General features: G+C 71.2%; 15 protein-coding genes. 11 read left to right on the top strand and 4 right to left on the bottom strand.

Annotated elements, in window-relative coordinates; all coding sequences use genetic code 11:
* Positions 1-8: 8 nt before the first annotated feature.
* The 8 genes from ADK64_RS05675 to ADK64_RS05710 all read left to right on the top strand — a co-directional run bounded on the left by ADK64_RS05675 (position 9) and on the right by ADK64_RS05710 (position 8,688).
* A complete protein-coding gene (locus ADK64_RS05675; RefSeq protein ID WP_053655428.1) occupies positions 9-1,007 on the top strand; it encodes a carbohydrate ABC transporter permease in 999 nt (332 codons plus the stop codon).
* Entirely contained in the window at positions 1,004-1,834 is an 831-nt protein-coding gene (locus ADK64_RS05680; protein WP_053655430.1) for a carbohydrate ABC transporter permease, read from the top strand. Before ADK64_RS05675 ends, ADK64_RS05680 begins: the two co-directional genes overlap by 4 nt.
* Before the next feature lie 8 nt (positions 1,835-1,842).
* The gene (locus tag ADK64_RS05685) at positions 1,843-3,327 is read left to right on the top strand and encodes a glycoside hydrolase family 3 protein (RefSeq protein WP_053655432.1); all 1,485 of its coding nucleotides are present in this window, start codon (positions 1,843-1,845) and stop codon (positions 3,325-3,327) included.
* A 101-nt stretch (positions 3,328-3,428) separates the two neighbouring features.
* Positions 3,429-4,460: a phytanoyl-CoA dioxygenase family protein gene (locus ADK64_RS05690; RefSeq protein WP_053655434.1), complete on the top strand. Its 1,032-nt coding sequence runs from the start codon at positions 3,429-3,431 to the stop codon at positions 4,458-4,460.
* Complete coding sequence (locus ADK64_RS05695; protein ID WP_053655437.1) at positions 4,457-5,746, top strand: DUF6271 family protein; 1,290 nt, start codon at positions 4,457-4,459, stop codon at positions 5,744-5,746. Before ADK64_RS05690 ends, ADK64_RS05695 begins: the two co-directional genes overlap by 4 nt.
* The gene (locus ADK64_RS05700) at positions 5,743-6,981 is read left to right on the top strand and encodes a type III PLP-dependent enzyme (protein ID WP_053655439.1); all 1,239 of its coding nucleotides are present in this window, start codon (positions 5,743-5,745) and stop codon (positions 6,979-6,981) included. The genes ADK64_RS05695 and ADK64_RS05700 overlap by 4 nt, the downstream gene beginning before the upstream one ends.
* Position 6,982: 1 nt before the next feature.
* Complete coding sequence (locus ADK64_RS05705; protein ID WP_053655441.1) at positions 6,983-7,486, top strand: GNAT family N-acetyltransferase; 504 nt, start codon at positions 6,983-6,985, stop codon at positions 7,484-7,486.
* On the top strand, positions 7,375-8,688 hold the full coding sequence (locus ADK64_RS05710; protein ID WP_324614364.1) for an MFS transporter: 1,314 nt from the start codon (positions 7,375-7,377) through the stop codon (positions 8,686-8,688). Before ADK64_RS05705 ends, ADK64_RS05710 begins: the two co-directional genes overlap by 112 nt.
* On the opposite strand, the gene ADK64_RS05715 is transcribed toward ADK64_RS05710, so the two are convergent.
* Both ADK64_RS05715 and ADK64_RS05720 read right to left on the bottom strand, forming a co-directional pair.
* Positions 8,662-9,549 (bottom strand): squalene/phytoene synthase family protein, encoded by an 888-nt coding sequence (locus ADK64_RS05715; protein ID WP_053655999.1) that lies wholly within the window; start codon positions 9,547-9,549, stop codon positions 8,662-8,664. The two genes, ADK64_RS05710 and ADK64_RS05715, sit on opposite strands and share 27 nt — an antisense overlap.
* A gap of 133 nt (positions 9,550-9,682) precedes the next feature.
* Positions 9,683-11,212 carry a helix-turn-helix domain-containing protein gene (locus ADK64_RS05720; RefSeq protein ID WP_053655445.1) on the bottom strand — a complete coding sequence of 510 codons (1,530 nt, stop codon included), beginning with the start codon at positions 11,210-11,212 and terminating at the stop codon, positions 9,683-9,685.
* A gap of 413 nt (positions 11,213-11,625) precedes the next feature.
* Between ADK64_RS05720 and acnA the strand changes: the two genes are divergently transcribed.
* Together acnA and ADK64_RS05730 are read left to right on the top strand one after the other, a co-directional pair.
* Entirely contained in the window at positions 11,626-14,340 is a 2,715-nt protein-coding gene (acnA, locus tag ADK64_RS05725; protein WP_053655447.1) for an aconitate hydratase AcnA, read from the top strand.
* 167 nt (positions 14,341-14,507) lie between these two features.
* A complete protein-coding gene (locus tag ADK64_RS05730) occupies positions 14,508-16,073 on the top strand; it encodes a sensor histidine kinase (RefSeq protein WP_078992500.1) in 1,566 nt (521 codons plus the stop codon).
* A 5-nt stretch (positions 16,074-16,078) separates the two neighbouring features.
* Here the strand turns inward: ADK64_RS05730 and ADK64_RS05735 are convergent, their stop codons facing one another.
* The gene (locus ADK64_RS05735; RefSeq protein WP_078992501.1) at positions 16,079-18,772 is read right to left on the bottom strand and encodes a SpoIIE family protein phosphatase; all 2,694 of its coding nucleotides are present in this window, start codon (positions 18,770-18,772) and stop codon (positions 16,079-16,081) included.
* Positions 18,773-19,245: 473 nt separating this feature from the next.
* On the opposite strand from ADK64_RS05735, the gene ADK64_RS05740 reads away from it, so the two are divergent.
* The gene (locus ADK64_RS05740) at positions 19,246-22,515 is read left to right on the top strand and encodes a GH92 family glycosyl hydrolase (protein WP_053655449.1); all 3,270 of its coding nucleotides are present in this window, start codon (positions 19,246-19,248) and stop codon (positions 22,513-22,515) included.
* A 71-nt stretch (positions 22,516-22,586) separates the two neighbouring features.
* Here ADK64_RS05740 and ADK64_RS05745 read toward each other — a convergent pair whose 3' ends face one another.
* Positions 22,587-26,390: a GH92 family glycosyl hydrolase gene (locus tag ADK64_RS05745; RefSeq protein ID WP_234384467.1), complete on the bottom strand. Its 3,804-nt coding sequence runs from the start codon at positions 26,388-26,390 to the stop codon at positions 22,587-22,589.
* Between the last annotated feature and the right edge of the window lie 14 nt (positions 26,391-26,404).

Here is a 26,404-nt window from a genome sequence, read left to right on the forward strand (position 1 = left end):
GGCAACTCATGTCAGTGCAGACCAAAGGCACGGACACGGCCGGGGAGCCCGCTGTCCGCAAGGCCCGGATACCGGGGCCGCCGCGGGGAGCGGACCGTGACTCCGGGTCCCCGTCCCGCCGCGGTGCCGCCGCCCCCTACCTGCTCCTGCTGCCCGCACTGCTGGCCACCCTGGTCCTGCTCGGCTGGCCCCTGGTCAAGAACGGCATGCTGTCGTTCCAGAACCTCAACCCGCGCCAGCTCATCCAGCACCTCACCGAGTGGAACGGGGTCGACAACTACAAGGAAGTCCTGACCGGTTCGGACTTCTGGAAGGTCGTCGAGCGCTCGGTCTTCTTCACCGCGGCCAACGTCGCCCTGATCATGGTGTTCGGCACCCTGATCGGACTGCTGCTGGCCCGCCTCGGCAAGAAGATGCGGCTCACCCTTCTGGTGGGCGTCGTGCTCGCCTGGGCCATGCCCGTCATCGCCGCCACCACCGTCTACCAGTGGCTGTTCGCCCAGCGCTTCGGCGTCGTCAACTGGGTCCTGGACAAGCTCGGCTGGCACTCCATGGCCGACTACAACTGGCTCGGCACCCAGTTCTCCACCTTCTCCGTGGTCACGCTGCTCATCGTCTGGCAGTCGATCCCGTTCGTCGCGATCAACCTGTACGCCGCCACCACCACGATCCCCAAGGAGCTGTACGAGGCCGCCTCCCTCGACGGCGCCGGCGCCTGGCAGAGCTTCACCTCCGTGACCCTGCCGTTCCTGCGGCCCTTCCTGTACTCCACGACCTTCCTTGAGGTCATCTGGGTCTTCAAGGCGTTCCCGCAGATCTTCGCCATGAACGAGGGCGGCCCCGACCGCCTCACCGAGACCCTGCCGATCTACGCCTACGTCGAGGGCGTCGGCAACCAGCACTTCGGGGTCGGCGCGGCGATCTCCTTCCTCACCATCCTGGTGCTGCTCCTCCTTACCTCGTACTACCTGCGCATGGTTCTCAAGCAAGAGGAGGACGAGCTGTGAAGCGCTCGCTCTTCGGCCGTATCTGGCCCAACGCGACCGCCGTCGTCCTCTTCGTCGGCTTCGTGTTCCCCGTGTACTGGATGTTCGCCACGGCCTTCAAGCCGACCGGCGACATCATCGCCGACAACCCGGTGTGGTTCCCGACGGACGTCACCCTCAGCCACTTCAAGAAGGCGGTCCACGCGGACCACTTCTGGACGCTGGTCCTCAACTCCGTCACCGTCACCGTCTGTTCGGTACTGTTCTCGCTCGTCATCGCCCTGTTCGCCGCGTTCGCCCTCGCGCGGATGCGGTTCAAGGGCCGGCGCGGGCTCATCGTGACGTTCATGCTGGCGCAGATGGCCCCCTGGGAGGTCATGATCATCGCCATCTACATGATCGTCCGTGACAACGACATGCTGGACAGCCTCGTCCCGCTCACCGTCTTCTACACGATGATGGTGCTGCCCCTCACCATCCTGACGCTGCGCGGCTACGTCGCCGCCGTGCCGAAGGAGCTGGAGGAGTCGGCGATGGTCGACGGCTGCACCCGCGTCCAGGCCTTCCGCAAGGTCATCTTCCCGCTGCTGGCTCCCGGTCTGATGGCGACCTCGCTGTTCGGCTTCATCACCGCCTGGAACGAGTTCCCGCTCGTCCTGATCCTCAACAAGGACATCGAGAAGCAGACCCTGCCGCTGTGGCTGTCGCAGTTCCAGACCGCCTTCGGCGACGACTGGGGCGCCACCATGGCCGCCTCGTCCCTGTTCGCGCTGCCCATCCTGATCCTCTTCATCTTCCTGCAACGCAAGGCTGTCAGCGGTCTCACCGACGGCGCCGTGAAGGGATGACCCCGCCGATGACCACACTCGCCACCGGCCCTGACACCCTCACCCGGGACGCCCTCGCGGTGCTGCAGCCGGGGTTCGACGGCACCACCGCGCCCGAATGGGTACGCCGCCGTCTCGGTGAGGGCCTCGCCTCCGTCGCCCTGTTCGGCCGCAACGTCGTCACCGAGCAGCAAGTCACCGCACTCACCGGCCAGTTGCGCGCCGAGCGGGACGACCTGCTGGTCGCCATCGACGAGGAGAGCGGCGACGTCACCCGCCTCGACGTGCGCACCGGCTCCTCCTTCCCCGGCAACCACGCCCTCGGCGCCGTGGACGACCCCGACCTGACCCGGGCCGTCTCCCGCGAGCTCGGCCGGCGCCTGGCCGCCTGCGGCGTCAACTTCGACTGGGCGCCCTCCGCCGACGTCAACGCCAACCCCGACAACCCCGTCATCGGGGTGCGCTCCTTCGGCGCGAGCACCGACCTGGTCGCCCGGCACACCGCCGCCTGGGTCGAGGGCCTGCAGTCCACCGGCGTCGCCGCCTGCACCAAGCACTTCCCGGGCCACGGCGACACCAACGTCGACTCCCACCACGCCGTGCCCCGCATCGACGTCGACGCCGACACGCTGTACGAGCGCGAACTGCCCCCGTTCCGCGCGGCCATCGCCGCCGGCACCCGGGCGATCATGAGCGCGCACATCCTCGTCCCGGCCCTCGACCCCGACCGGCCGGGCACCCTCTCCTCCCGCATCCTCACCGACCTGCTGCGCGGCGAACTCGGCTACCAGGGCCTCATCGTCACCGACGGCATGGAGATGCGCGCGATCTCCGGCACCTACGGCCTGGAGCACGGCGTGGTCCTCGCCATCGCGGCCGGTGCCGACGCCATCTGTGTCGGCGGCGGACTGTGCGACGAGGGCACCGTACTGGGGCTGCGGGACGCGCTCGTGGCCGCCGTACGCTCCGGCGAACTCCCCGAGGAGCGCCTCGCCGACGCGGCCGCCCGGGTGCGCGACCTGGCCCGCTGGACGGCCCGGGCCCGCAGCGGCGGGGACACCGCTGCGCAGCCGGAGATCGGCCTCGTCGCGGCCCGCCGCGCGCTGCGCGTGACCCGCACCGGCGCCGCCGCACCGCTCGACACCCCCGTGTACGTCGCCCAGTTCGAGCCGGAGCGCAACATCGCCGTCGGCGACCAGACCCCGTGGGGCGTGGCCGCCGAGCTGGAGCGGCTGCTGCCCGGCACCACCGCCGGCTCCTTCACCGGCGACGGTGCGGGCACCGACGCCCTCACCGCGGCCGACGGCCGCCGCATCGTCGCCGTGGTCCGCGACGAGCACCGGCACCCCTGGATGGGCTCCGCCCTCGACACCCTGATCGCCGCCCGCTCCGACACGGTCGTCGTGGAGATGGGCCTGCCGCAGGCCGCACCGCGCGGCGCCACGCACATCGCCACGTACGGCGCCGCCCGGGTCTGCGGTGTGGCGGCGGCGGAGGCCGTCGTCGCGGGCTGACCCCAGCGGCCCCCACCGGCCGCCCGCACCTTTCGCGGGCGGCCTGCCCGATCTTGCTCTTTTCCCGGATCTCAACCGCCCTTGTGCTCCAGAGGAATCGCATGCAGACGCCCCACCCCTTCCTCCATCGAGCGGCATCCGCCCGCCCCTACTTCAGCGCCGACGGCGAGACCTACCTCGCCCCCACCCCGTTGCGCGACCTGGAGAAGACCCGCCCCCTGCGGGTGCTCTCCGAAGCGGACTTCGCCTTCTGGCAGACGTACGGCTACGTCGTCGTCCGCGAGGCCGTCACCCCCGGCGAGGCCAAGCAACTCCTCGACTTCGCCTGGCAGTTCCAGGGCCTCGACCCCGACGACCCCGAAACCTGGTACGAGGAACCGGAGTTCCGCTCCGAACTCGACCAACACCTGTTCATCTACGGCTTCGTCGAGGCCTACCACCACCAGCTGCTCTGGGACAACCGCCAGAACCGGCGCGTCTACGACGCCTTCGTGGACGTGTGGGACTGCGAGGAGCTGTGGGTCACCCTGGACCGGCTCAACCTCAACCCGCCCAACACACGCACCCGGTCCCGCTCCCTGATCGAGCCCACCGACGAGGGCTTCGACATCGAACTGCACTGGGACGTCGACACCACCCTCACCGTGCTCCCGCAGCGCGTGCAGGGCATCATCGCCCTGGGCGACACCCGGCCCGAACTCGGCGGCTTCCAGTGCGCCCCGGAACTCTTCCGCCGCCTGGAGGAGTGGCGGGTGGCCCAGCCCGCCGGCCGTGACCCGGTACGGCCCGGCGCCGACCGCGCCGAGTTCCCGGTGATCCGCCCCGACCTCCAGGCCGGCGACCTGCTGATCTTCAACGGGCTGCTGGCGCACGGAGTCGCCCCGAACCTCTCCGACAACGGTGTCCGGGCCGTCCAGTACCTGTCGATGATGCCCGCCCTGGAGGAGCACACCACCCTGCGCGACTCCCGGGTCGACTCCTGGCGCACCCTCGCGACCCCCGACTGGAACGGCACCCTCCTCGGCGACGCCCGCGAACCCGAGGCCCACCGCTATGGCCCCGCCACCCTCGACCCGCTCGGCAGAAGGCTGCTCGGCCTGGACTCCTGGGCCACGGAGGAAGCGGCACAGTGAACCGGATCTGCCTCTGCCTGCCCACCAACCGCGCCTGCTCCGCCACCCTCACCGCACTCCACGACGAAGCCGCCCACGCCGCCCGCCACCTCGGCGCCGACGTCCAGCTGCTGATCCTCGACTCCTCCGACGCCCGCACCCGCGCCGAACACGCCCGTGCCGTCGCCGCGCTGCCTCCGACGGCCCACGTCACCGTCCACCACCTCGACGAGAACGACCAACGGGCCTTCCTGCGCGACACGATCGAACGGGCGAACCTGCCCGGGCCCGATCGCCTGCTCCACCTCATGCTCCCGCCCGCCGTCTCCTACGGTGCCTGCACCAACCGCGCCTTCCTACTGGCCGCCGCCCTCGGCTGTCACTCGCTGCACCGCAGGGACTCCGACAGCGCCTACCAACTGCACGCCGGACAACCGGTGTTCCCCGTCCACCACGAACTCCCGCACCTCGGCCGACCGGCCACCGAGGCCGCCACCACGGTCACCCGCACCGACCTCGCCCCGGACCTGCTGCGCCGCCCGGTCTCCCTCGCCGGAGCCTCCTTCATCGGCGAACTCTCCGTCGACATCGCGGAGATACGACGGCTGGACGAGGGCGTCTACCACGACGTCGTCAGCCTCTGGGCGCCCGGCGACTGGTCCGAGGAGCGCAAACGGGACCTGGTGGACGAATCCTTCAGCGGCGCGGGCACGGCCCCCTTCACCGCCGACCACTCCACCCTCACCGTGGTCGACCCGATGCGCGTCGACATGTGCAACATCGCCTTCGACCGCGCCGTCTACGAACGGGTCCCGCTGCCGCCCGCCACCGACACCATCGGCAGCGACTACTTCCTCCTCCACCTGGTCCACGACGCCCGCCTGCCCGGCATCCTGCACAACCGCCACATCGAGAACTTCCACACCCCCGAACGCCGCACCGACGCCGGATTCCCCGCCTACCAGCGCAGGTTCGTGAAGTTCCTGCTGTCGATGCTCTACTTCCACGACGTCTACGACCGTATGGCCGCCCAGGGCGACCATTTGCTCGACGCGGACCAGCACGTCCGCCCCGCGGCGATCACGGCCCTCCTGCGCGAGAGCACCCGGCAAGACCGGGCCGAGAACATCTGGCGCCTGGACCGGGTGGACACCGCGTACCGCAAGCTGGGCGGCAGGTACGCGGCTTTCGCCGACCAACTGGCCCTGGAACGCGATGAGTTGCTGGACGAGGCCGAAGCGGACATCGAGGCGTTCGCCGACCTGGCAGAGGCCTGGCCCGCGCTGATGGAGGCGGCCCGGACATGAGTGCCCCGAAGCCCCGGGAACGGCGCGACCAGCCACAGTGGGCCCGCAGCCGACCGCTGAGCGAACCCCTCAGCACCGAACTCGCCGCAGCCGACACCGACCGCGTCATCTACGACCTCACCGGCATCGAGCACCAGTACGACGCCCTGCTCGGCGAGTTGCCCGACATCCGGGTCCGCTTCGCCTTGAAGGCCTGCCCCGAGGACGAAGTCCTGCGCTGCCTGGCGGACCGCGGCGCAGGCTTCGACACGGCGAGCCCCGCCGAGATGGCCCAGGCCCTGCGTACCGGTGTCGGCCCCGACCGCATCCACTACGGCAACACCGTCAAGTCCGACCACGACATCGCCGAAGCCCACCGCCTGGGTGTCCGCACCTTCGCCACCGACAGCGTCGAGGACGTCACCGCCATCGCCACGCACGCGCCCCGCGCCCGGGTCTTCTGCCGTCTCGCCACCAGCGGGGAGGGCGCCCTGTGGGGCCTGAACCGCAAGTTCGGCTGCGCCCCCGAAGACGCCGTCCGCGTGCTGGCCACGGCCCGCGCGGCAGGGCTCACCCCGGCCGGCCTGTCCGTGCACGTCGGCTCCCAGCAGATGACCTGCGAGGCCTGGCAACAGGCCCTCGACACCCTCGCCGAGACGCTGACGGCGCTCGCCGGGCGGGGGATCGTGATCGACCACGTCAACCTCGGCGGCGGCCTGCCCGCGCTCGGCTACCAGGACCGCCACGGCACCCCCCTCGACCCGCCCCTCGACAAGATCCTCGCGGTGCTCCGCGAAGGCATGGACCGCCTGCGCGCCCTCGCCCCCGCCCCCCTCGCCTTCGTCATGGAACCGGGTCGCCACCTGGTCGCCGACCACGGCGCCGTCCGCGCCCACGTCTCCCGGCTGACCCGCCGCCGAGGGCCCGACGGCTCCGACACCCACTGGCTCTACCTGAGCTGCGGCAAGTTCAACGGTCTGTATGAAATAGACCAGTTGACGCATCGGATGGTCTTCCCCGGCCACCCGGACGAACACGACCATGTGCCCGCGATCGTCGCCGGGCCCACCTGCGACAGCGACGACGCCTACGGCGACGGCCGGCACCCGGTGCGCGTCCCCGCGTCCGTCACCTCCGGCGACCCGGTCTGGATCCTGTCCGCCGGCGCCTACGCCACCAGCTACATGACCCAGGGGTTCAACGGCATCCGCCCGCTGCCCTGTGTCTGCGTACGCGGCCAGGAAGGACACCACTGACATGCGAGACCTCATACGGGGCGTCACCGAGGCCGACTGGCCCCAGGTCGCCGCCCTGGAGGCCGGGGCGTACGCGGGCACCGCGCTCACGGAGGGCGAGGCCGCGCTGCGGTCCCGGGCCGGGGCCGGCACCTGCTTCGTCCTGGACCGCGACGGCCGGATCGCGGGCTACGTACTGGCCCTGCCCTACCCGGAGTTCCACTACCCCGACCTGACCCACGCCGAGCAGACGCTTCACCGCTGCACCAACCTCCATCTGCACGACCTCGTCGTCAGCGCGCCTCTGCGGCGCAGAGGGCTCGGCACCCGCCTGGTCCGCCATCTGACGGACGTGGCCCGCGCCCGCGGTTTCGCGACCATGTCGCTGATCGCGGTCGCCGGCAAGGAACCCTTCTGGCGGGCCAACGGCTACCGCCCCCACCGCGAGGCGCGCCTGCCGGCCGGCTACGGCAGCGGCGCGGTGTACATGTCGGCGCGGGTGGCCGCGCTGCGGGAGGCGAGCTGATGACCGGCTCCTCCTTCGCCCGCGCCAAGTGGTCGATCGCCGCGCTCTTCTGCTTCCTCGGCTTCCAGTACGGCACCTGGGTCTCGCGCATTCCCGCGCTGAAGACCCGGCTGGACCTGGGCGCCGGGGAGGTCGGCCTGCTGCTGATGGCCTGCGGGGCCGGAGCGGCGGCCTCCTTCCCGCTGGTCGCCGCCCTGACGCGGCGCCTCGGCTCCCGGCTGCTGTCCCTCGCCTCCGCCCTGTGCCTCGTCGTCGTCCTGGCCGCCCTGTCGGCCGTCCCCAACTATCCGCTGGCGCTGCTGGCCGTGTGCGCGGACGGGGTCGCGGTGGGCTGCCTCAACGTCGCCATGAACGCACAGGGCGCCGCCCTGGAGAAGGCCTACGACCGCACCGCCATGTCCCAGCTGCACGCCACGTTCAGCGCCGGACTGCTCGCCGCCGCCCTGCTGACCTCCGGCGTGACCACCCTGACCGCGTCGGTACCCACCCATTTCGCGCTGGCCGGGGCCCTGTTGCTGCTCCTGCTGGCCGCCGCCCGCCCCGGACTGCTGACGCGTACGGAACCGGTCGCGTCCAACGAGCCGAAGCAGAGCTGTCGGTGGACCCTGCCCTCCGCCACCACCCTCCTCATGGGCTGCGCCATGGCCTTCGGCACGATCACCGAAGGCGCCATGAACGACTGGTCGACGCTCTACCTCAAGGACGTCGTCAGGGCGTCGGCGGCCGTGGCACCGCTCGGCATCGCCGTCGTCTCCGTGATGATGCTGCTGGCCCGGGTGTGCGCCGACCGCTGGCGCACCCGCTGGGGCGACGGACGGGTGGTCCGGGCCGGCAGTGCCGTGGCCGCCGCCGGGCTGGCCCTCGCGCTGCTCGCCGGCGGTGTCGTCCCGACCCTCCTCGGCTTCGCCTGCGTCGGTCTCGGCGCGGCCGCCGTCACCCCGTGCGTCTACGTCGCGGCCGCCGGCCACGGCTCGGACCCGCTGGCCCTCGTCGCCGCGATGGGCACCACGGGCCTGCTGGCCGGGCCGGCCCTGATCGGCTTCGTCGCGGGCACGGCGAGCCTCACCCTGGGCATGGCCGCCGTCGCCGCCTCCGTCCTGACCGTCACCCTGACGACGTTCTGGATCCCCTGGCGGGCCCGGGAATCCACCGCCGGGCAAGGGGAGGACCGGCCGTCAGTTCCGGCGGGCGAGCACGCGTAGGGTGCCCACCGGCGCCGGGCTCGCGGCACCGCGCAGCACCCCGGCGCCACGGGCCTCCACCGCGTCGGCGGTGAGCAGCTCGATCTCGACGAGGGCCCGCACCAGCCGCCGGTAGGGCGCCGGGGTCAGCGCCGGCAGCTCCCGCGCGGCCCGCAGCGAGGCACGCGCGGCGGCCACCTCGTGCGCCACCAGCGCGTCGAGCGCCGGTCCGCCGCGGCCGGCGGCGAGGTCGTCCACGGTCAGCGCGAACCGGTCCAGGGTGTCGACCGGGATGCCCACGTGTCCCTCCCGGAGGTCCTCGGCGAGGTCGTTGACGAAGTCGAGCCGCTGGCTGCCGTCGATGAACACCCGGCACGCGGCGCGATGGCGCCGGTCGTCGGCCTCCGGCCCGAGCAGGTCGGCCACCAGCATGAAGGCGGGGAACGCGTAGGCGTCGACATACTCCTGGTACGCCGCCTCGGTGGCGAAGCCCGCGAAGTCCAGTTCTGCGGTGGCCGTCGACAGATAGTCCTCCACCGTCCCGCGCAGCCGCGGGCGAGCGGCCACCGTGTGCGCGAGCACGCGGATCAGGGACTCCTCGCCCGCCCCCGTGGACAACGCCTCGCGCACCTGCCGCTCCCAGGACGCCCACGCCGCCGCCCGCCGCTCCATCGGCCCGGTGTCCAGCAGGTTGTCCCCGTGGTGCATCACAGCCGTCATCGCCACCACGTGCGGCAGCACGGCCCGGGGCAGCAGCAGCCTCGCCGCCAGATAGGCGGTACGCCGAAAGCGCCGCACCAGCCGCCGCTGGCTCCCGTAGTCCGCGCGCAGCCGCGGCTCGCTCACCCCGGCGGCATCCAGGCTCTTCGTCCAGGCGTTCATGGACCGATCGTAGAGACCCACGAGGCGGACGAACGCGGCCGGAGCTCCAGCACGTCGGCGACCACGCGTGCAGCGCCGAAGCCCCCGCCGGAGCGGGGGCTTCGGCGGGCGGCCGGTGGCCGCTCCCGGAGTGCTAGATGTCCCGGAAAATATCGATCTTCGCCCCGACCGAGTTCAGACGCTCGGCGAGATCCTCGTAACCCCGGTTGATGACGTACACGTTGCGCAGCACCGACGTACCCTCGGCCGCCATCATCGCCAGCAGGACGACCACGGCCGGGCGCAGGGCCGGTGGGCACATCATCTCGGCCGCGCGCCAGCGGGTCGGGCCCTCGACCAGCACCCGGTGCGGGTCCAGGAGTTGGAGGCGGCCGCCGAGGCGGTTGAGGTCGGTCAGATAGATCGCGCGGTTGTCGTAGACCCAGTCGTGGATGAGGGTCTGGCCCTGCGCCACCGCCGCGATGGCCGCGAAGAACGGGACGTTGTCGATGTTCAGGCCCGGGAAGGGCATGGGGTGGATCTTGTCGATCGGCGCCTCGAGCTTGGACGGGCGGACCGTGAGGTCGACCAGGCGGGTGCGGCCGTTGTCCGCGAAGTACTCCGGGGACCGGTCGTGGTCCAGGCCCATCTCCTCCAGGACCGCCAGTTCGATCTCCAGGAACTCGATGGGGACGCGGCGCACCGTCAGTTCCGACTCCGTGACCACGGCGGCGGCCAGCAGGCTCATCGCCTCGACCGGGTCCTCGGAGGGGGAGTAGTCGACGTCGACGTCGATGTTCGGCACGCCGTGCACGGTGAGCGTGGTGGTGCCGATGCCCTCGACCTTGACGCCCAGTGCCTCCAGGAAGAAGCACAGGTCCTGGACCATGTAGTTGGAGGAGGCGTTGCGGATGACGGTGACGCCGTCGTGCCGGGCGGCGGCCAGCAGCGCGTTCTCGGTCACGGTGTCGCCGCGCTCGGTCAGCACGATCGGGCGGTCGGGGCGGACCGCGCGGTCGACCCGCGCGTGGTACTGGCCCTCGGTGGCCGCGATGTCCAGACCGAACCGGCGCAGCGCGATCATGTGCGGCTCGATGGTCCGCGTGCCCAGGTCGCAGCCGCCGGCGTACGGCAGCTTGAAGCTGTCCATGCGGTGCAGCAGCGGGCCGAGGAACATGATGATCGAGCGGGTGCGTACGGCGGCGTCCGCGTCGATCGCCGCCATCTCCAGCTCGGCGGGCGGCACCAGCTCCAGGTCGACGCCGTCGTTGATCCAGCGGGTGCGCACGCCGATGGAGTTCAGCACCTCCAGCAGGCGGTACACCTCCTCGATCCGCGCGACCCGGCGCAGCACCGTGCGCCCCTTGTTGAGCAGCGAGGCGCACAGCAGCGCCACGCACGCGTTCTTGCTGGTCTTCACGTCGATGGCGCCGGACAGCCGGCGACCGCCGACGACTCGCAGATGCATCGGACCCGCGTATCCCAGCGACACGATCTCGCTGTCCAGGGCCTCGCCGATTCGGGCGATCATCTCAAGGCTGATGTTCTGGTTCCCCCGCTCGATGCGGTTGACCGCACTCTGGCTGGTGCCGAGCGCCTCCGCGAGCTGCGCCTGTGTCCAGCCACGGTGTTGCCGGGCATCACGGATGAGCTTGCCGATGCGTACGAGGTAGTCGTCTGCCATGAGGCTGAGGTTATCTCAGATATGAGATGGCGCCCGTCAGGGGGGTCCATTCGGGTGATGGCGCGTCAGTGACCAGTGGGTTTGCGGGGGATGTCGGATGCTTGGACGATTTGTCCGTTAGTTGCAGATAGTTATGAAGGCGGGGAATGCGGCCCGCGCTTCCCGCGGGCGGCCCCCGCACTGTGGCCCATGCCACCGTCCGGTCCGCCAAAAACGGCAGGCCTCGGCCCGGCCCGGCATGACCATCCGGCGGCCATGTACTAGAGTTATCTCGACATCGAGATATCTGCCAGGCGCACCGCACCCGCCACCCTGCTAAGGGTTACCTAACTTAGCCTTGCCTTAGTGGATTGGTCCAACCGGCGTGGCGGCACGATGACGGTGGTACGCGCACATCAATGAAGGAGACTGTCGTGTCGGCGAACAGCTTCGACGCCCGCAGCACGCTGCAGGTGGGCGACGAGTCGTACGAGATCTTCCGGCTGGACAAGGTGGAGGGCTCGGCCCGCCTGCCGTACAGCCTCAAGGTCCTGCTGGAGAACCTGCTCCGCACGGAGGACGGCGCGAACATCACCGCCGACCACATCCGTGCCCTCGGCGGCTGGGACTCGCAGGCCCAGCCCAGCCAGGAGATCCAGTTCACGCCGGCCCGCGTGATCATGCAGGACTTCACCGGCGTGCCTTGCGTCGTGGACCTCGCGACCATGCGCGAGGCCGTGAAGGAGCTGGGCGGCGACGCGGACAAGATCAACCCGCTGGCCCCGGCCGAGCTGGTCATCGACCACTCCGTCATCGCCGACAAGTTCGGCACGAACGACGCCTTCAAGCAGAACGTCGAGCTGGAGTACGGCCGCAACAAGGAGCGCTACCAGTTCCTGCGCTGGGGCCAGACCGCCTTCGACGAGTTCAAGGTCGTCCCGCCGGGCACCGGCATCGTCCACCAGGTGAACATCGAGCACCTGGCCCGCGTGGTCATGGTCCGCGACGGCAAGGCCTACCCGGACACCCTGGTCGGCACCGACTCGCACACCACCATGGTCAACGGCCTCGGTGTGCTGGGCTGGGGCGTCGGCGGCATCGAGGCCGAGGCCGCCATGCTCGGCCAGCCGGTCTCCATGCTCATCCCGCGCGTCGTCGGCTTCAAGCTCACCGGCGAGCTGCCGACGGGCACGACCGCCACGGACCTCGTGCTCACCATCACCGAGATGCTGCGGGGGCACGGCGTCGTCGGCAAGTTCGTCGAGTTCTACGGCGAGGGTGTCGCGGCCACGAGCCTCGCCAACCGCGCCACCATCGGCAACATGTCGCCGGAGTTCGGCTCCACCGCCGCGATCTTCCCGATCGACGACGAGACCCTGAACTACCTGCGCCTGACCGGCCGTTCCGCGCAGCAGGTCGCGCTCGTCGAGGCCTACGCCAAGGAGCAGGGCCTCTGGCTGGACCCGAAGGCCGAGCCCGACTTCTCCGAGAAGCTGGAGCTGGACCTCTCCACGGTCGTCCCGTCGATCGCCGGCCCGAAGCGCCCGCAGGACCGCATCGTCCTGGCCAACGCCGCCCAGCAGTTCGCGCTCGACGTCCGCAACTACGTCGACACCGCCGACGAGGCCGGCAAGGAGTCCTTCCCGGCGTCCGACGCCCCGGCCAGCGTCAACGGCGTTCCGTCGAACCCGGTCACCGTGACCGCCCCCGACGGCACGTCGTACGAGATCGACCACGGTGCGGTGACGGTCGCGGCCATCACCTCCTGCACCAACACCTCGAACCCGTACGTCATGGTCGCCGCCGCGCTCGTGGCCAAGAAGGCGGTCGAGAAGGGCCTGACCCGCAAGCCCTGGGTCAAGACCACCCTCGCCCCGGGTTCCAAGGTCGTCACCGACTACTTCGAGAAGGCGGGCCTGACCCCGTACCTCGACAAGGTCGGCTTCAACCTGGTCGGTTACGGCTGCACCACCTGCATCGGCAACTCCGGCCCGCTGCCGGAGGAGGTCTCCAAGGCGGTCAACGACCACGACCTCGCGGTCACCTCGGTCCTGTCCGGCAACCGCAACTTCGAGGGCCGGATCAACCCCGACGTCAAGATGAACTACCTGGCGTCCCCGCCACTGGTCGTCGCGTACGCCATCGCGGGCTCCATGAAGGTGGACATCACCCGCGACGCCCTCGGCATCGACCAGGACGGCAACCCGGTCTTCCTCAAGGACATCTGGCCGACCGAGGCCGAGGTCAACGAGGTCGTCGCGAACGCCATCGGCGAGGACATGTTCAACAAGTCCTACCAGGACGTCTTCGCCGGCGACGCCCAGTGGCAGTCGCTCCCGGTCCCGACCGGCAACACCTTCGAGTGGGACGCCGAGTCGACCTACGTCCGCAAGCCCCCGTACTTCGAGGGCATGGGCATGGAGCCGGCCCCGGTCACCGACATCGCCGGCGCCCGTGTGCTGGCCAAGCTCGGCGACTCGGTGACGACGGACCACATCTCGCCCGCCGGCGCCATCAAGGCCGACACCCCGGCCGGCAAGTACCTCACCGAGCACGGTGTGGAGCGTCGTGACTTCAACTCCTACGGCTCGCGCCGGGGCAACCACGAGGTCATGATCCGCGGCACGTTCGCCAACATCCGCCTGCGCAACCAGATCGCGCCGGGCACCGAGGGCGGCTACACCCGCGACTTCACCGTCGAGGGCGCGCCGGTGTCGTTCATCTACGACGCCTCGCAGAACTACCAGGCCGCCGGCACCCCGCTGGTCGTCCTGGCCGGCAAGGAGTACGGCTCCGGCTCGTCCCGCGACTGGGCGGCCAAGGGCACCGCGCTCCTCGGCGTCAAGGCCGTCATCGCCGAGTCGTACGAGCGCATCCACCGCTCGAACCTCATCGGCATGGGCGTCCTGCCGCTGCAGTTCCCGGAGGGCGCCTCCGCCGAGTCCCTCGGTCTGACCGGCGAGGAGACCTTCTCCTTCACCGGCGTCGAGGAGCTCAACAACGGCACCACGCCGCGCACGGTCAAGGTCACCACCGACACCGGTGTCGAGTTCGACGCGGTCGTCCGCATCGACACCCCCGGCGAGGCCGACTACTACCGCAACGGCGGCATCATGCAGTACGTGCTGCGCAACCTGATCCGCAAGTAAGCCCATCAGGTCAGGCAAGCGGTACGGCACAGCCGTCCAGGGCCGCATCCCCGCTCCCGGGGGTGCGGCCCTTCGCCGTCCCGTCGCCCGTCGTCCTGCGCCGTACCCATCGCCCTTCCCCAGACGGAGCACAGGCTTCCCCCAGCCAACCGGCACAGAATTGCTACATGTCAGGCACTCCCGGGCCCCGCGGTCGCCGTCTGCGCGGCCACCCCACGCGCGACCGCCGTACGCGGACACGGCCATTGCGCACCCGCCTGCTGCTCCTCGTCACCGCCACCCTCGCCGGCGGCTGCCTCGTCCTCGCCCTCACCGCCGTCCTCGCCCAACGCGCCTTCCTCATGGGCGCGTTGGACGAACGGGTAGACGCCGTCGCACACGGTGTGACCGGCGCCGCGCGCCACCGCGCGCACCCCGCCGACCTCGCCTTCCTCGGCACCGGCGGCCAGCCGGACGGGCTGCTCGCCGCCCGGTCCGACACCGGCGGAACCGTCCTGGCCGCCGCCGTCGTGCGCGGGGACGGCGGCCCCCGGCCGCTCACCGCGGACCAGCGTGCCGCCCTGTCCGGCGTCCCCGACGACGGCTCGCCCCACACCCGCACGGTCCCCGGCCTCGGCGCGTACCGCGTCACCGTCCTCGACACGGGCGGCATCCGCGTCCTGGCCGGTCTGCCCCTGGACGACGTACGGCACACCCTCGGCCGGCTGGTGCGGGCCGAGGCCGCGGCCACCGGCGTCGTCCTCCTCCTCGCGGGCGGCGGCTGCACCCTCGCCGTGCGGTGGCAGCTGCGCCCGCTCGAGCGGTTGGCCGCCACCGCGGCCGAGGTCGCCCGGGTGCCGCTCGCCCCGGACCGGCCCGCCCCCTTCGCCCGGGTCCCGGCCGCCGACGCCGACCCCGGCACCGAGACCGGTCAGGTCGGCGCCGCCCTCAACCGCATGGCCGACCAGGTCGAGGCCGCGCTCGCCGAACGCCGGCGCGGCGAGGAACGCGTGCGCCGCTTCATCGCCGACGCCGGCCATGAACTGCGCACCCCGCTCGCCTCCATCGCCGGCTACGCCGAGCTGATGGACCGCGCACCAGGACCCCTCGCCGCCGATCTCGCCCGGCGCCGGATCGGCACGGAGTCGGCCCGGATGACCGGCCTGGTCGAGAACCTGCTGCTGCTCGCCCGCCTCGCCGAGGGCCGGTCCCCGCGGACGGCCGAGGTGGACCTCGCCGTGCTGGTCGCGGAGGCGGTGCGGGACGCCCGCAGGTCCGGCCCGGACCATGTGTGGCACCTCGAACTCCCCCCGGAACCACCGATGTCGGTCAAGGGGGACGCGCCACGTCTGAGACAGGCGGTGTCCGCCCTGCTGGCCAACGCCCGTGTGCACACCCCGCCCGGTACGACGGTCACCGTCGCCGTCGTCACCACCGGCGGCCACCACGCCGTCAGGGTCCGCGACGACGGTCCCGGCATCCCGCACGACCTCCTCCCCGCGGTCTTCGACCCCTTCACCCGCGCCGACGCCTCCCGCACCCGCACGGGCCTCAGCGAGGGCGGCTCGGGACTGGGACTGGCCGTGGCGGCGGCGATCACCCGCGCACACGGTGGTGCCGCCCGTGCGGACAGCGTCCCGGGCCGGACCGAGTTCACGGTCGAGTTCCCCGCGGCGGCCGTGCCGCTGCAGGCCGCCTCCTCCGCGCCGGGTACCGGCCGAAGGGCTTCCCGGGTCCTGGGCAGCTCTGCCTGACCTGGTCAGCCGGCGAGGAGTGCGTCGAGGTCCGGCACGGCCAGCTCGGCCCAGATCACCTTGCCCTGCGGGGTGTACCGGGTGCCCCAGCGCTCGGCCAGCTGCGAGACCAGGAACAGGCCCCGGCCGCCCTCGTCGGTGGTCGCCGCGTACCGCAGATGCGGCGAGGTGCTGCTGCCGTCGGCCACCTCGCAGATCAGTGTGCGGTCATGGATCAGCCGCACATGGATCGGCTCGGAGCCGTAGCGGATGGCATTGGTGATCAGCTCGCTCAGTACGAGTTCCATGCCGAAGCCCAGCTCGGACAGGCCCCACTCGGCGAGCTTCTCGGACACGGCGGCGCGCATCCCCGACACGGCGGCCGGATCGCCCGGTACGTCCCAGTCGGCGACCCGTTCGGCCGGCAGCTCCCGGGTGCGTGCGATGAGCAGGGCGACGTCGTCCCCGGGCCGCTCGGGCAGCAGCTCCTCCAGCACCGCGGCGCAGCTCTCCTCCGGCGGCCGGTCGGGGTGACCCGCCAGCGACCGGCGCAGCAGCTCCATCCCCACGTCCAGGTCGCGCGAGCGGTCCTCGATGAGGCCGTCGGTGTACAGCACGAGTTGGCTGCCCTCCGCGAGCTCGAACTCCGCCGTCTGGAACGGCATGCCGCCCAGCCCCAGCGGTGGCCCGGTCGGCAGCTCGGGGAAGGTGACGCTGCCGTCGGGTGCGACCAGCGCGGGCGCCAGATGCCCGGCACGGGCCATCACGCAGCGGCGCGTCACCGGGTCGTAGATCGCGTACACACAGGTGGCGCCCACGATCTCGCCGGTCGTCTGCGGGCAGGCCTCGTCCTGGTCGATGCGGCCGACCAGGTCGTCCAGATGACTGAGCAGCTCGTCGGGCGGCAGGTCGAGGGTGGAGAAGTTGTGCACGGCGGTCCGCAGCCGGCCCATCGTCGCGGCGGCGTGCAGACCGTGACCGACCACATCGCCGACGACCAGCGCCACCCGGCTGCCCGGCAGCGGGATCACGTCGAACCAGTCACCGCTCACGCCCGACTGGGCGGGCAGATAGCGGTAGGCCACGTCGAGGGCGCTCTGCTCGGGCAGCGACCTCGGCAGCAGACTGCGCTGGAGGGTCACGGCCACGGCGTGCTCGCGGGTGTACCGGCGGGCGTTGTCGATGCTGACCGCGGCGCGGGCCACCAGCTCCTCCGCCAGCGACAGCTCCTCCGCGTCGAAGGGCTCCCGCTTGGAACGCCAGAAGTTGGCCATGCCCAGCACGGTGCCGCGGGCCTGGATGGGAGCGGAGATGAGCGAGTGGATGCCGTAGTCCAGGATCTGCCGGGCGCGCAGCGGATCCTGCTCGCGCCAGCCCTCGGTGGTTGCCAGGTCGGTCACCAGCTCGGTGCGGCCGGCGCTGTAGCCGCGGGCCTGCGGGGTGGAGGGCAGGAAGTCGATCAGCCGGCCCTTCTCGTAGAGCGGGTGATCGTCCCGGATGCCGCCCACCGCGACACGCCGCATGTCCGTCGCCGTGGGAGCCGGTTCCTCGCCGTGCAGCACGGCGTCGGCCAGGTCCACGGTGACGAAGTCGGCGAACCGGGGTACGGCGACCCGCGCCAGCTCGTCGGCCGTGTGGACCACGTCGAGGCTGCTGCCGATGCCCAGGCCTGCGTCGTACAGCAGCTCCAGCCGCTCCCGCGTCACCTCCGCCCGGCCGGTGATGGCCTGGAGCTCGGTGCAGTCCCGGAGCGTCACCACGGTCACGCAGGGGCCGCCCGCGCGGTCCGTGAGCCGCTGGTTGACCGCCAGCAGCCGTCCGCCGGCGAAGTGCACCTCGTCGGAGGCCTCGCGCCCGGAGGCGAGCAGGTCCATGGTCGCGGGGTCGAGGCCCGGCAGCTCGCGCACGGTGCGCCCCTCGGCGTCGGGGGGCAGCTCCAGCAGCCTTCGGGCCTCGTCGTTGACCAGCATCAGCCGCCCGTCGCCGCCGACGATGAGCACGCCCTCACGCACCGAGTGCAGGACCGTGTCGTGGTGCTCGTACATACGGGCCATCTCGTCCGGCGCCAGGCTGTGCGTCTGCCGCCGCAGCCGCCGGCGCATCAGCGCCGCACCGCCGGTCGACATCACCAGCGCGCCGGCCCCGGCCGTCAGGATGATCGGCAGCTGACGGTCCATCTCGCTGGTCACGTGCTTCACCTTGAGTCCGGCGGAGACGAGGGCGACGACCTTGCCGTGGCTGTCGTAGACGGGCACGGTCGCCTGTTCCTCGTGGCCGAGCGGCCCATGGACCGTCTCGGTGTAGACCTTCCCGGCCAGCGACGGGCCGATCCGGCCCACGAACCGCTGCCCGATCTTGCTCGGCATGGGGTGGGTGTAGCGGATGCCCCGCGTGTTCATGATCACGATGAAGTCGACGCCCGCGGCCTTGCGACCCGCCTCGGTCAGCGGCTGGAGCACCTTGGACGGATCGGGGGCGTGCAGCGCCTGCACCACGCCGGGGGAGTGGGCGAAGGTCTGCGCGACGGCGATGGACCGGCGCCTGGCCTCTGTGCTGGTGTCATGTTCCGACTGCAGGACGAGAGCGATGACGCCGCAGGCCACGAGCAGTACCACGAGGGCCACCTGCAGAAGGAAAACCTGGCCGGCGACGCTGCGCCGACCGCGGTCGACCTTGAAGCGCCAGAAGATACGCCTGAATCGGGCGAATGCATCCGACATGCGGCATTTGTAGCACTGGTTGCCCCCGTTGCCTATGGCTGGTTCGGAGAGCGGACCGGTTTTGTTGCCTCACTCACCACAAAAGGCGACTTTCGCCCCTCGGGTCACAGCGGCGGCGAGATTGTGTGCGTTGATGCTCGATCGCTCGGGGCGGACCCGGTGGTCGTGCGCACCGGGTCCGCGAGCCGGGCGGGGAGGGGGGTGGTTGGGCACCCGCCCGGGTGGTGCTGGCTTGTGATGTCGGCCGGAGGTCGGCCAGGGTGCGCGACAACGTTGTCCTATGGTCTGTACATGACTCTACCGCTGCAACCGACAACGATGTCAACCCACTTGGGGTAGCCCGACCGGGTGATCCCGGAGGACGCCTACCGAGTGCACGCGGTCTTCCGTGGTACGGGTGGCGCACGTTAGTGTCCCTGCGGCTTGTGCGACCTGTGGTGCGCGACCCGACCGTATGGAGGAAGGGCCGCGTCATGCGTTTCAGACCCATGTCCCTGCTGCTGGCCGCGCTTCTCGCGACCAGCGGCGCCGCCACTCCCGCGCTCGCGGCGAGTCCCGCTTCCCCCGGCCTCGTCAAGGACCCGACGCCGTACGTCGATCCGCTGATCGGCACCAGGAACGGCGGCAACGTCTTCCCCGGCGCCGTCGTGCCCTTCGGGATGCTCTCCTGGAGCCCGGAGAACACCCGCGGCGACGCGACCCGCACCGCCGCGCCCGGCGGCTACCAGTACGACGCCACCCGCATCCGGGGCTTCAGCCTCACCCACATGTCCGGCACCGGCTGCGCGGGCGGCAGCGGCGACATCCCCTTCTTCCCGTACGCCGGCGAGGTCACCTCCTCCCCGGCGAGCGACACCAGGGACGCCGTCTACGCCTCGGACTTCGGCCACACCGACGAGACCGCCGAGCCCGGGCACTACCGGGTGGGCCTCGCCTCCGGGGTCACCGCCGACCTCACCGCCACCGCGCGCACCGGCTCGGCCCGGTTCACCTTCCCGTCCGGCAAGCCCGCCTCGCTGCTCGTGCGCACCGCCGGCTCCGAGCTGGGATCGCAGGACTCGGCCGTCACGATCGACCCCGCCACCCGCACCGTTTCCGGCTCGGTCACCTCCGGCGACTTCTGCGGCTACCTCGACCCCGAGGGCCGGCGCGCCTACTACACCCTGTACTTCACCGCGCGCTTCGACCGCGCCTTCAAGAGCGCCGGCACCTGGCAGGACGAGAGACTGAGCCCCGGCTCGCTGACCGCGTCCGGCGGCACCGGCGGCTTCTCGCACGGCGGACGGCCGCTCGCGGGCAAGGGCGCGGGCGGCTACGTCGAGTTCGCACCCGGCACCGGGCCGGTGAACGTCAAGGTCGGCATCTCCTATGTCAGCCGGCAGGCCGCCGCGGCCAACCTCGCCGCGGAGAACCCCGCGGGCCGCTCCTTCGGCGCCGTCGAGAGCGCGGCCCGCCGGGCCTGGCGCGAGCGGCTCGGCGCCGTCCGGGTCGGCGGTGGCACGGACGCCGACCGCACCACCTTCTACACCGCGCTGTACCACGCGCTGCTGCACCCGAACGTCATCAGCGACGCCGACGGCCGCTACCGGGGCAGCGACGGCGAGGTGCACCGGGTCGGGCACGGCCACCGCGCCCAGTACGGCACCTTCTCCGGCTGGGACGTCTACCGCGACCAGGTGCAGCTGCTCACCCTGCTCGACCCGCACACCGGCTCCGACATCGCCCAGTCGCTGTACGAGCTGGCGAGGCAGAACGGCGGGGTCTGGGACCGCTGGCTGCACGGCGCGAGCGGCACCCATGTCATGAACGGCGACCCCTCGCCGACGGCGCTGGCCGGCATCCGCGCCTTCGGCGGCACGGACTTCGACCTGCGCGGCGCACTGGACTCGCTGGTCGAGGCGGCCACCGTGCCGACCGAGCAGGACCTGTCCCCGTCGGGCAAGCCGGTGCTGTCCGTCGGCCAGCGGCCCTCGCTCGACAAGTACCTGAAGCTGCACTACATGCCGAGCGTCTCCAACGCCTGGGGCGGCGCCGCCGAGACCCTGGAGATGTCCACGGCCGACTTCTCGCTGTCCCAACTCGCCGCGGCGGCAGGGGAGAAGGACATCCGGGCCGACTTCGCCCGCCGTGCCCAGTGGTGGCAGAACAACTTCGACGTCGCCGCCGACCCCGGCGGCGGCTACGTCGCCGACCGCAAGGCCGACGGCAGCTGGGTCACCGGATTCGCCCCCGACACCGGCAACGGCTTCGTGGAGGGTACGGCCGCCCAGTACACCTGGATGGTCCAGCACGACCCGGCCGGGCTCTTCGCCGCGCTGGGCGGCCGGGAGGCGGCCCTCGCCCGGCTGGACGACTTCTTCCACACGGCCGACGGCGGCTGGGCCTTCACCGGCGACGGCGGCACCAAGTCCGAGCTGGACAACGAGCCGTCGATCAACGTGCCCTATCTGTACGACTACGCGGGCGCGCCGTACAAGACGCAGGAGACCGTGCGGGCCGCCATGCGGCAGCTGTGGTCGACCGACCCCGGCGGCATCCCCGGCAACGACGACCTCGGCGCGATGTCCTCCTGGTACGTCTTCTCGGCCCTCGGCATGTACCCCCAGGTGCCCTCCCGGGCCGAACTGGTCCTCGCCTCGCCGCTGTTCGAGCGTGTGGAGATCAGCCGGCCGCAGGGCAACGACATCTCCGTCCACGCGAGCGGAGCCGCGGCCGGCGCCCCGTACGTCCGGTCCCTGAAGGTCGACGGCCGAACCAGCGACCGCCCCTGGCTGCCGGCCTCCTTCGTCCGGGACGGCGGCCGGCTCGACTACACCCTGTCCGCCACCCCGGACCACGGCTGGGGCGCCGGCAGCCCGCCGCCGTCCTTCCGCGAGGGCGAGCAGCCGTACCAGATCGGCGTCGGCCCCACCACGGCCACGCTCGCGCCCGGTGAGAGCACGAAGACCGTCGTCCGCGCCCTGTCGATGAACGGCGGCGCCGGACCCGCGGTGCGCTTCACGGTGCGGACCCCGGCCGGGGTCACGGCCACCCCCGCCGAGGGCACGGTCACCGGCGGCGCCCAGGAGATCACGCTCACCGCCGCGAAGGACGCCACGCAGGGCTTCGCCGACGTCCGGATCTCGGTGACCTCGGGCGGCACCTCCTACCAGCAGCCCGTCGCGCTCACCGTGGCCGCCCCAGGCACCCTCCTCGCCGCCTACGACAACACCGCAACCTCCGACGACACCGGCGAGCACGACGAGGCGGACTACGACGGCGGTGGCTGGAGCTACTCCCGCCAGGCCCTCGCGGCCGCCGGACTCGCCCCCGGCGGCCGGGGCGGCGTCGACGGCCTCGCCTTCACCTGGCCGAACTCGCCCGCCGGCCGACCGGACAACGCCTCGGCGGCCGGCCAGACCATCCAACTGGACGAGCCCGCACGCAAGTTGTCCTTCGTCGGCAGCGCGGTCAACGGCAACCAGCAGAGCCAGGCGACCGTCACGTACACCGACGGCACGAGCGGCACCGTCGACCTCTCCTTCACCGACTGGACCGTCGGCGGCGGAGGGGGCACCGTCCAGTACGGCAACGAGGTCGTCGCCCGGACCGCGTACCGCAATGTCGCGGGCGCCGACAAGGACCCGGTGGCGGCCTACGTCTTCGCCACCGAGCCGTTCACGGCCCCGGCCGGCAAGGCCATCGCGAGCGTCCGGCTCCCGCACGACGGGGACCTGCACGTGTTCACCCTCGCCACGAGCTGAACCTCGGCAGGAGAACCGGCAAGGAAACGGCCGCCCCTCGCGCGAGGGGCGGCCGCTCTTCCTTCTGCCCGTCAGGCCAGCAGCTCCACCTCCGCGAGCGTCGACTGGCCGTCCAGGACCAGCCGGTACTTGCCGTACGTGCCCGGCGCGGCGATGGTGAACGCCCGGGTCTGGCGGTCCCAGGCGAACGTCTCGCCCGAGCGGTGGTCCAGGGTCTGCCAGGTGGTGCCGTCCGTAGAGCCCTGGAGGGTCCAGCCGGTCGGCGCCTTCGTATGGTCGGCCGAGGACGTCAGCGTGTACTGGACGGGCCTCACGGCATGGTCGACCGGCAGGTCCACCGAGCCGACCGTCGCGTCCGTCGCCGACGTGTTGTCGAACAGCGGCCCGTCCCCCTTCAGCACGTCCGTCCGGGGCGCCGGCACCTTGTCGTCCTGGGTGAGGGAGACCGGCGCCGCGTTCTTGCCCGTGCCCCAGGCCGACGGCTTGGCGCCCATGGAGAACTCCAGCACGCCGCCCTTGGACAGCAGCGAGTGGGGGAGCGAAGTGGACGTCCAGGGGCGGCCGTTGAAGGTCACACCCTGGACGTAGACGTTCTTCGCGCTGTTCGCCGGAGCCTTGACCACCAGGTCACGGCCGTTCTCCAGGTGCACGGTGACCTGCTTGAACAGCGGGGAGCCGATGGAGTAGTCGCCGCTGCCCATGACGAGCGGATAGAAGCCGAGCGCGGAGAAGAGGTACCAGCCCGACTGCTCGCCGTTGTCCTCGTCGCCGTGGTAGCCCTGTCCGATCTCGCTGCCGAGATAGAGCCGGGAGAGGATCTCGCGGACCGCCGCCTGGGTCTTCCAGGGCTGGCCGGCCGCGTCGTACATGTACGGGATGTGGTGCGCGGGCTGGTTGGACTGACCGAGCATGCCCATGCGGACGTCACGCGCCTCGGTCATCTCGTGGATGACACCGCCGTAGGAGCCGACGAAGTCGGGAGAGGCCGTCTCCGGGGTGGCGAAGAACGCGTCCAGCTTGTCCGCGAGCCCCTGCCGGCCGCCGTACAGATTGGCCAGCCCCCGGCTGTCCTGCGGGACGGTGAAGGCGTCGCCCCAGCCGTTGGTCTCGGTGTAGTCGTAACCCCACACGCGCGGGTCGTACTTCGAGGAGTCCACCCGCCAGTTCCCCTGCCCGTCACGGCCCTGGAAGAAGCCGGCCTTGGGGTCGAACAGGTTCACATAGTCCCGGGCACGGTTGAGGAAGTACTCGGACTCCTCCTTGTAGCGCTTCTCGCCCGTCTTCCTGTACAGCGCCGCGCCCATCTGCCCGATGCCGTAGTCGTTGACGTAGCCCTCCATCGCCCAGGACAGGCCCTCGGTCGTGTCGGTGCTGGTGTAGCCGAGGAACGGCGAGGTGGTCATGCCCTTGCGGCCCACGCCCGACATCGGCGGGACCACGGTCGCGTTCTTCAGCGCCGCCTGGTACGCGGCCTTCGCGTCGAACTTCACGCCCTTGACGTAGGCGTCGGCGAACGCCACGTCCGAGGAGGTGCCGGTCATCAGGTCGGCGTAACCGGGCGAGGACCAGCGGGAGGTCCAGCCGCCGTCCTTGTACTGCTGCACGAACCCGTCGACCATCTCGCCCGCCTGGGACGGTGTCAGGAAGGAGTACGCCGGCCAGGTGGTCCGGTAGGTGTCCCAGAAGCCGTTGTTGACGTACACCGTGCCGTCGACGATCTTCGCGCCGGTGTGCGTCGGGGTGTCCTGGCTCGGCATGGGCGAGAACGGCGAGGCGTACTGGGCCTTGCCGCCCACCTCCTCGAAGCCGGAGTTCGGGTACAGGTACAGCCGGTACATGCTGGAGTACAGCGTGGTCAGCTGGTCCTCGGTCGCGCCGCGCACCTCGACCTTGCCGAGCAACTGGTCCCAGGTGCGCTGCGCCCGCGCCTTGACCGTGTCGAAGGAGGTGCCGTCCGGGATCTCCTGGCGCAGGTTGTCCTTCGCCTGGTCGACGCTGATCAGCGAGGTCGCCAGGCGCAGCGTGACCGTGTGGTCGGCGCCCGCGTCGAAGCGCAGATAGCCCTTCACCCCGCTCGACGAGCCGTCCGTCACCGGCTTGTCGAACACGCCGTACACGAACAGCCGGGTGGCGCCGGCGGACAGGCCGGACTTCACGTCCGAGTAGCCCGTGACGATCCCGTGGTCCTTGTCGAGGGTCAGGCCCGCCTGCTCGGTGACGTTGTCGAACAGCACGCTCGCGTCGTTGCCGGGATAGGTGAAGCGCAGCACCGCCGCATGGTCGGTCGGGGTCATCTCGGCCTTGAGACCGTTCTCGAAACGGACCCCGTAGTAGTACGGCCGCGCGGTCTCGTTCTCGTGCCGGAACGGCAGCTCGCGCGCCTCGCGCCCGGTGTCCGGGGTGCCCGACGCCGCCGAGGGCATCAGCTGGAAGGTCTGCCGGTCACCCATCCACGGACTCGGCTCGTGGCTCGCGCTGAACGCCTGGATCGTCGGCAGGTTGTCGTCGTTGTTCGCGCGCGCGTACTCGTACAGCCAGCTCATCGAGGACGCGTTGGTCACCGGCGTCCAGAAGTTGAAACCGTGCGGCAGCGCGGTCGCCGGGAAGTTGTTGCCGCGCGAGAAGCTGCCGCTGGAGTTGGTGCCCCGGGTGGTCAGCGCGTAGTCCGACAGATGCGCCTTCGGCCGCTGCGGTGCCACCGGCCTGAGCGCCACGTCGTCGATCCAGCCCCGGAACTTCGCCGGCCCGCCGGGGGAGTCGTACGCCACCAGGATCCGGTCGACCGTCTTGCCGGCCGCCACCGAGCCGATCCGTGAGACGACGTTGTTCCACTGGTTGACGTAGAGCGACTTCGACGCGCCCTGCCCGCGCGGCGACAGCGGGAACCCGTGCTGGTCCAGCGCGCCCAGATCGCTGAGATAGGTGCCGTCGGTGAAGGCCAGGTCCAGGGAGACGTTCGTGGCGTCGTAGTCCCGGTCGCCGTCCGCCATCGACGGGAAGACGCGGTACGACAGCTGGGTGTCGCCGCCGACCTTGACGTTCACGTCGAAGACCTTGTTGTACGAGTACGCCCGGCCGCCCGCCGTGTGCCGCCCCGCGTAGCGCAGCGCCCTCTTGCCGGTGAACCCGGCCCGCGCCTTGGCCGTCGGCGAGGCGGTCGGACCCTGGTCGACCAGCGTCAGCATGTCCTGCGGCACCGGCCCGCCCCCGCCGCCGGTGGAGAACTGCACGTCGGCGAGCTGGAGGATGCCGGACGCGCCGTTGTTCCTGGTGATCTCCAGCCGGAAGTGCTGGTACTCGGCCGGCTGGGCCAGGTCGTACGACTTCGTCTGGAACCGTTCGGAGAAGCTCTCGTGCGAGCGGGTGTCGACGGTCTTCCAGTCCTTGCCGTCGGTGGAGCCGAGGAGCGCCCAGTCGCTCGGATCGCGCTCTGCGTAGTCGTTGGCCGACGTGAGCGCGTACGTCACCAGCTTGACGGGCTTGTCGAGGTCGAACTCCACCCAGCCGGTGGGCTGGAAGGTCAGCCACTTGGTGCCGGGCTCGCCGTCGACCAGGTTCTCCTTCACCTCGCCGGCGTCCGCGTTCTCACCGCTCGCCCGGACGTCGGTGACATGGTCCGTCACATTGCCCGGAATGCCGGTGGTGTAGCCGCCGTCGACGCCCGAGGCGCGCTTGGTGCCGTCGGGTGCGGTGTCCACGGTGTCGGTCCAGTCCGGTGCCGGATCACCCGGCTCGAACGAGGATGCGAACTCCCGGCCTGCGGCCGGAGCCTTGGCGGGCAGGGCGACCGCCGCGCCCTGTGCGCCGACGGCCATGACAAAGGCGGCCGTCAGAACGGCCGCCGGACCCCATCTGTGCCGAGTTCTCCGCTGCATCTACGGATTCCCCT

Source organism: Streptomyces sp. MMG1121, assembly GCF_001280015.1.
GTDB lineage: Bacteria > Actinomycetota > Actinomycetes > Streptomycetales > Streptomycetaceae > Streptomyces.

Excerpts from the sequence above, each read along its gene's own strand:
- ADK64_RS05675 (WP_053655428.1), top strand. The coding sequence starts at position 9 with ATGTCAGTGCAGACCAAAGGCACGGACACGGCCGGGGAGCCCGCTGTC.
- ADK64_RS05685 (WP_053655432.1), top strand. The coding sequence starts at position 1,843 with ATGACCACACTCGCCACCGGCCCTGACACCCTCACCCGGGACGCCCTC.
- ADK64_RS05690 (WP_053655434.1), top strand. The coding sequence starts at position 3,429 with ATGCAGACGCCCCACCCCTTCCTCCATCGAGCGGCATCCGCCCGCCCC.
- ADK64_RS05700 (WP_053655439.1), top strand. The coding sequence starts at position 5,743 with ATGAGTGCCCCGAAGCCCCGGGAACGGCGCGACCAGCCACAGTGGGCC.
- ADK64_RS05705 (WP_053655441.1), top strand. The coding sequence starts at position 6,983 with ATGCGAGACCTCATACGGGGCGTCACCGAGGCCGACTGGCCCCAGGTC.
- ADK64_RS05715 (WP_053655999.1), bottom strand. The coding sequence starts at position 9,549 with ATGAACGCCTGGACGAAGAGCCTGGATGCCGCCGGGGTGAGCGAGCCG.
- ADK64_RS05720 (WP_053655445.1), bottom strand. The coding sequence starts at position 11,212 with ATGGCAGACGACTACCTCGTACGCATCGGCAAGCTCATCCGTGATGCC.
- ADK64_RS05730 (WP_078992500.1), top strand. The coding sequence starts at position 14,508 with ATGTCAGGCACTCCCGGGCCCCGCGGTCGCCGTCTGCGCGGCCACCCC.
- ADK64_RS05735 (WP_078992501.1), bottom strand. The coding sequence starts at position 18,772 with ATGTCGGATGCATTCGCCCGATTCAGGCGTATCTTCTGGCGCTTCAAG.
- ADK64_RS05740 (WP_053655449.1), top strand. The coding sequence starts at position 19,246 with ATGCGTTTCAGACCCATGTCCCTGCTGCTGGCCGCGCTTCTCGCGACC.
- ADK64_RS05745 (WP_234384467.1), bottom strand. The coding sequence starts at position 26,390 with ATGCAGCGGAGAACTCGGCACAGATGGGGTCCGGCGGCCGTTCTGACG.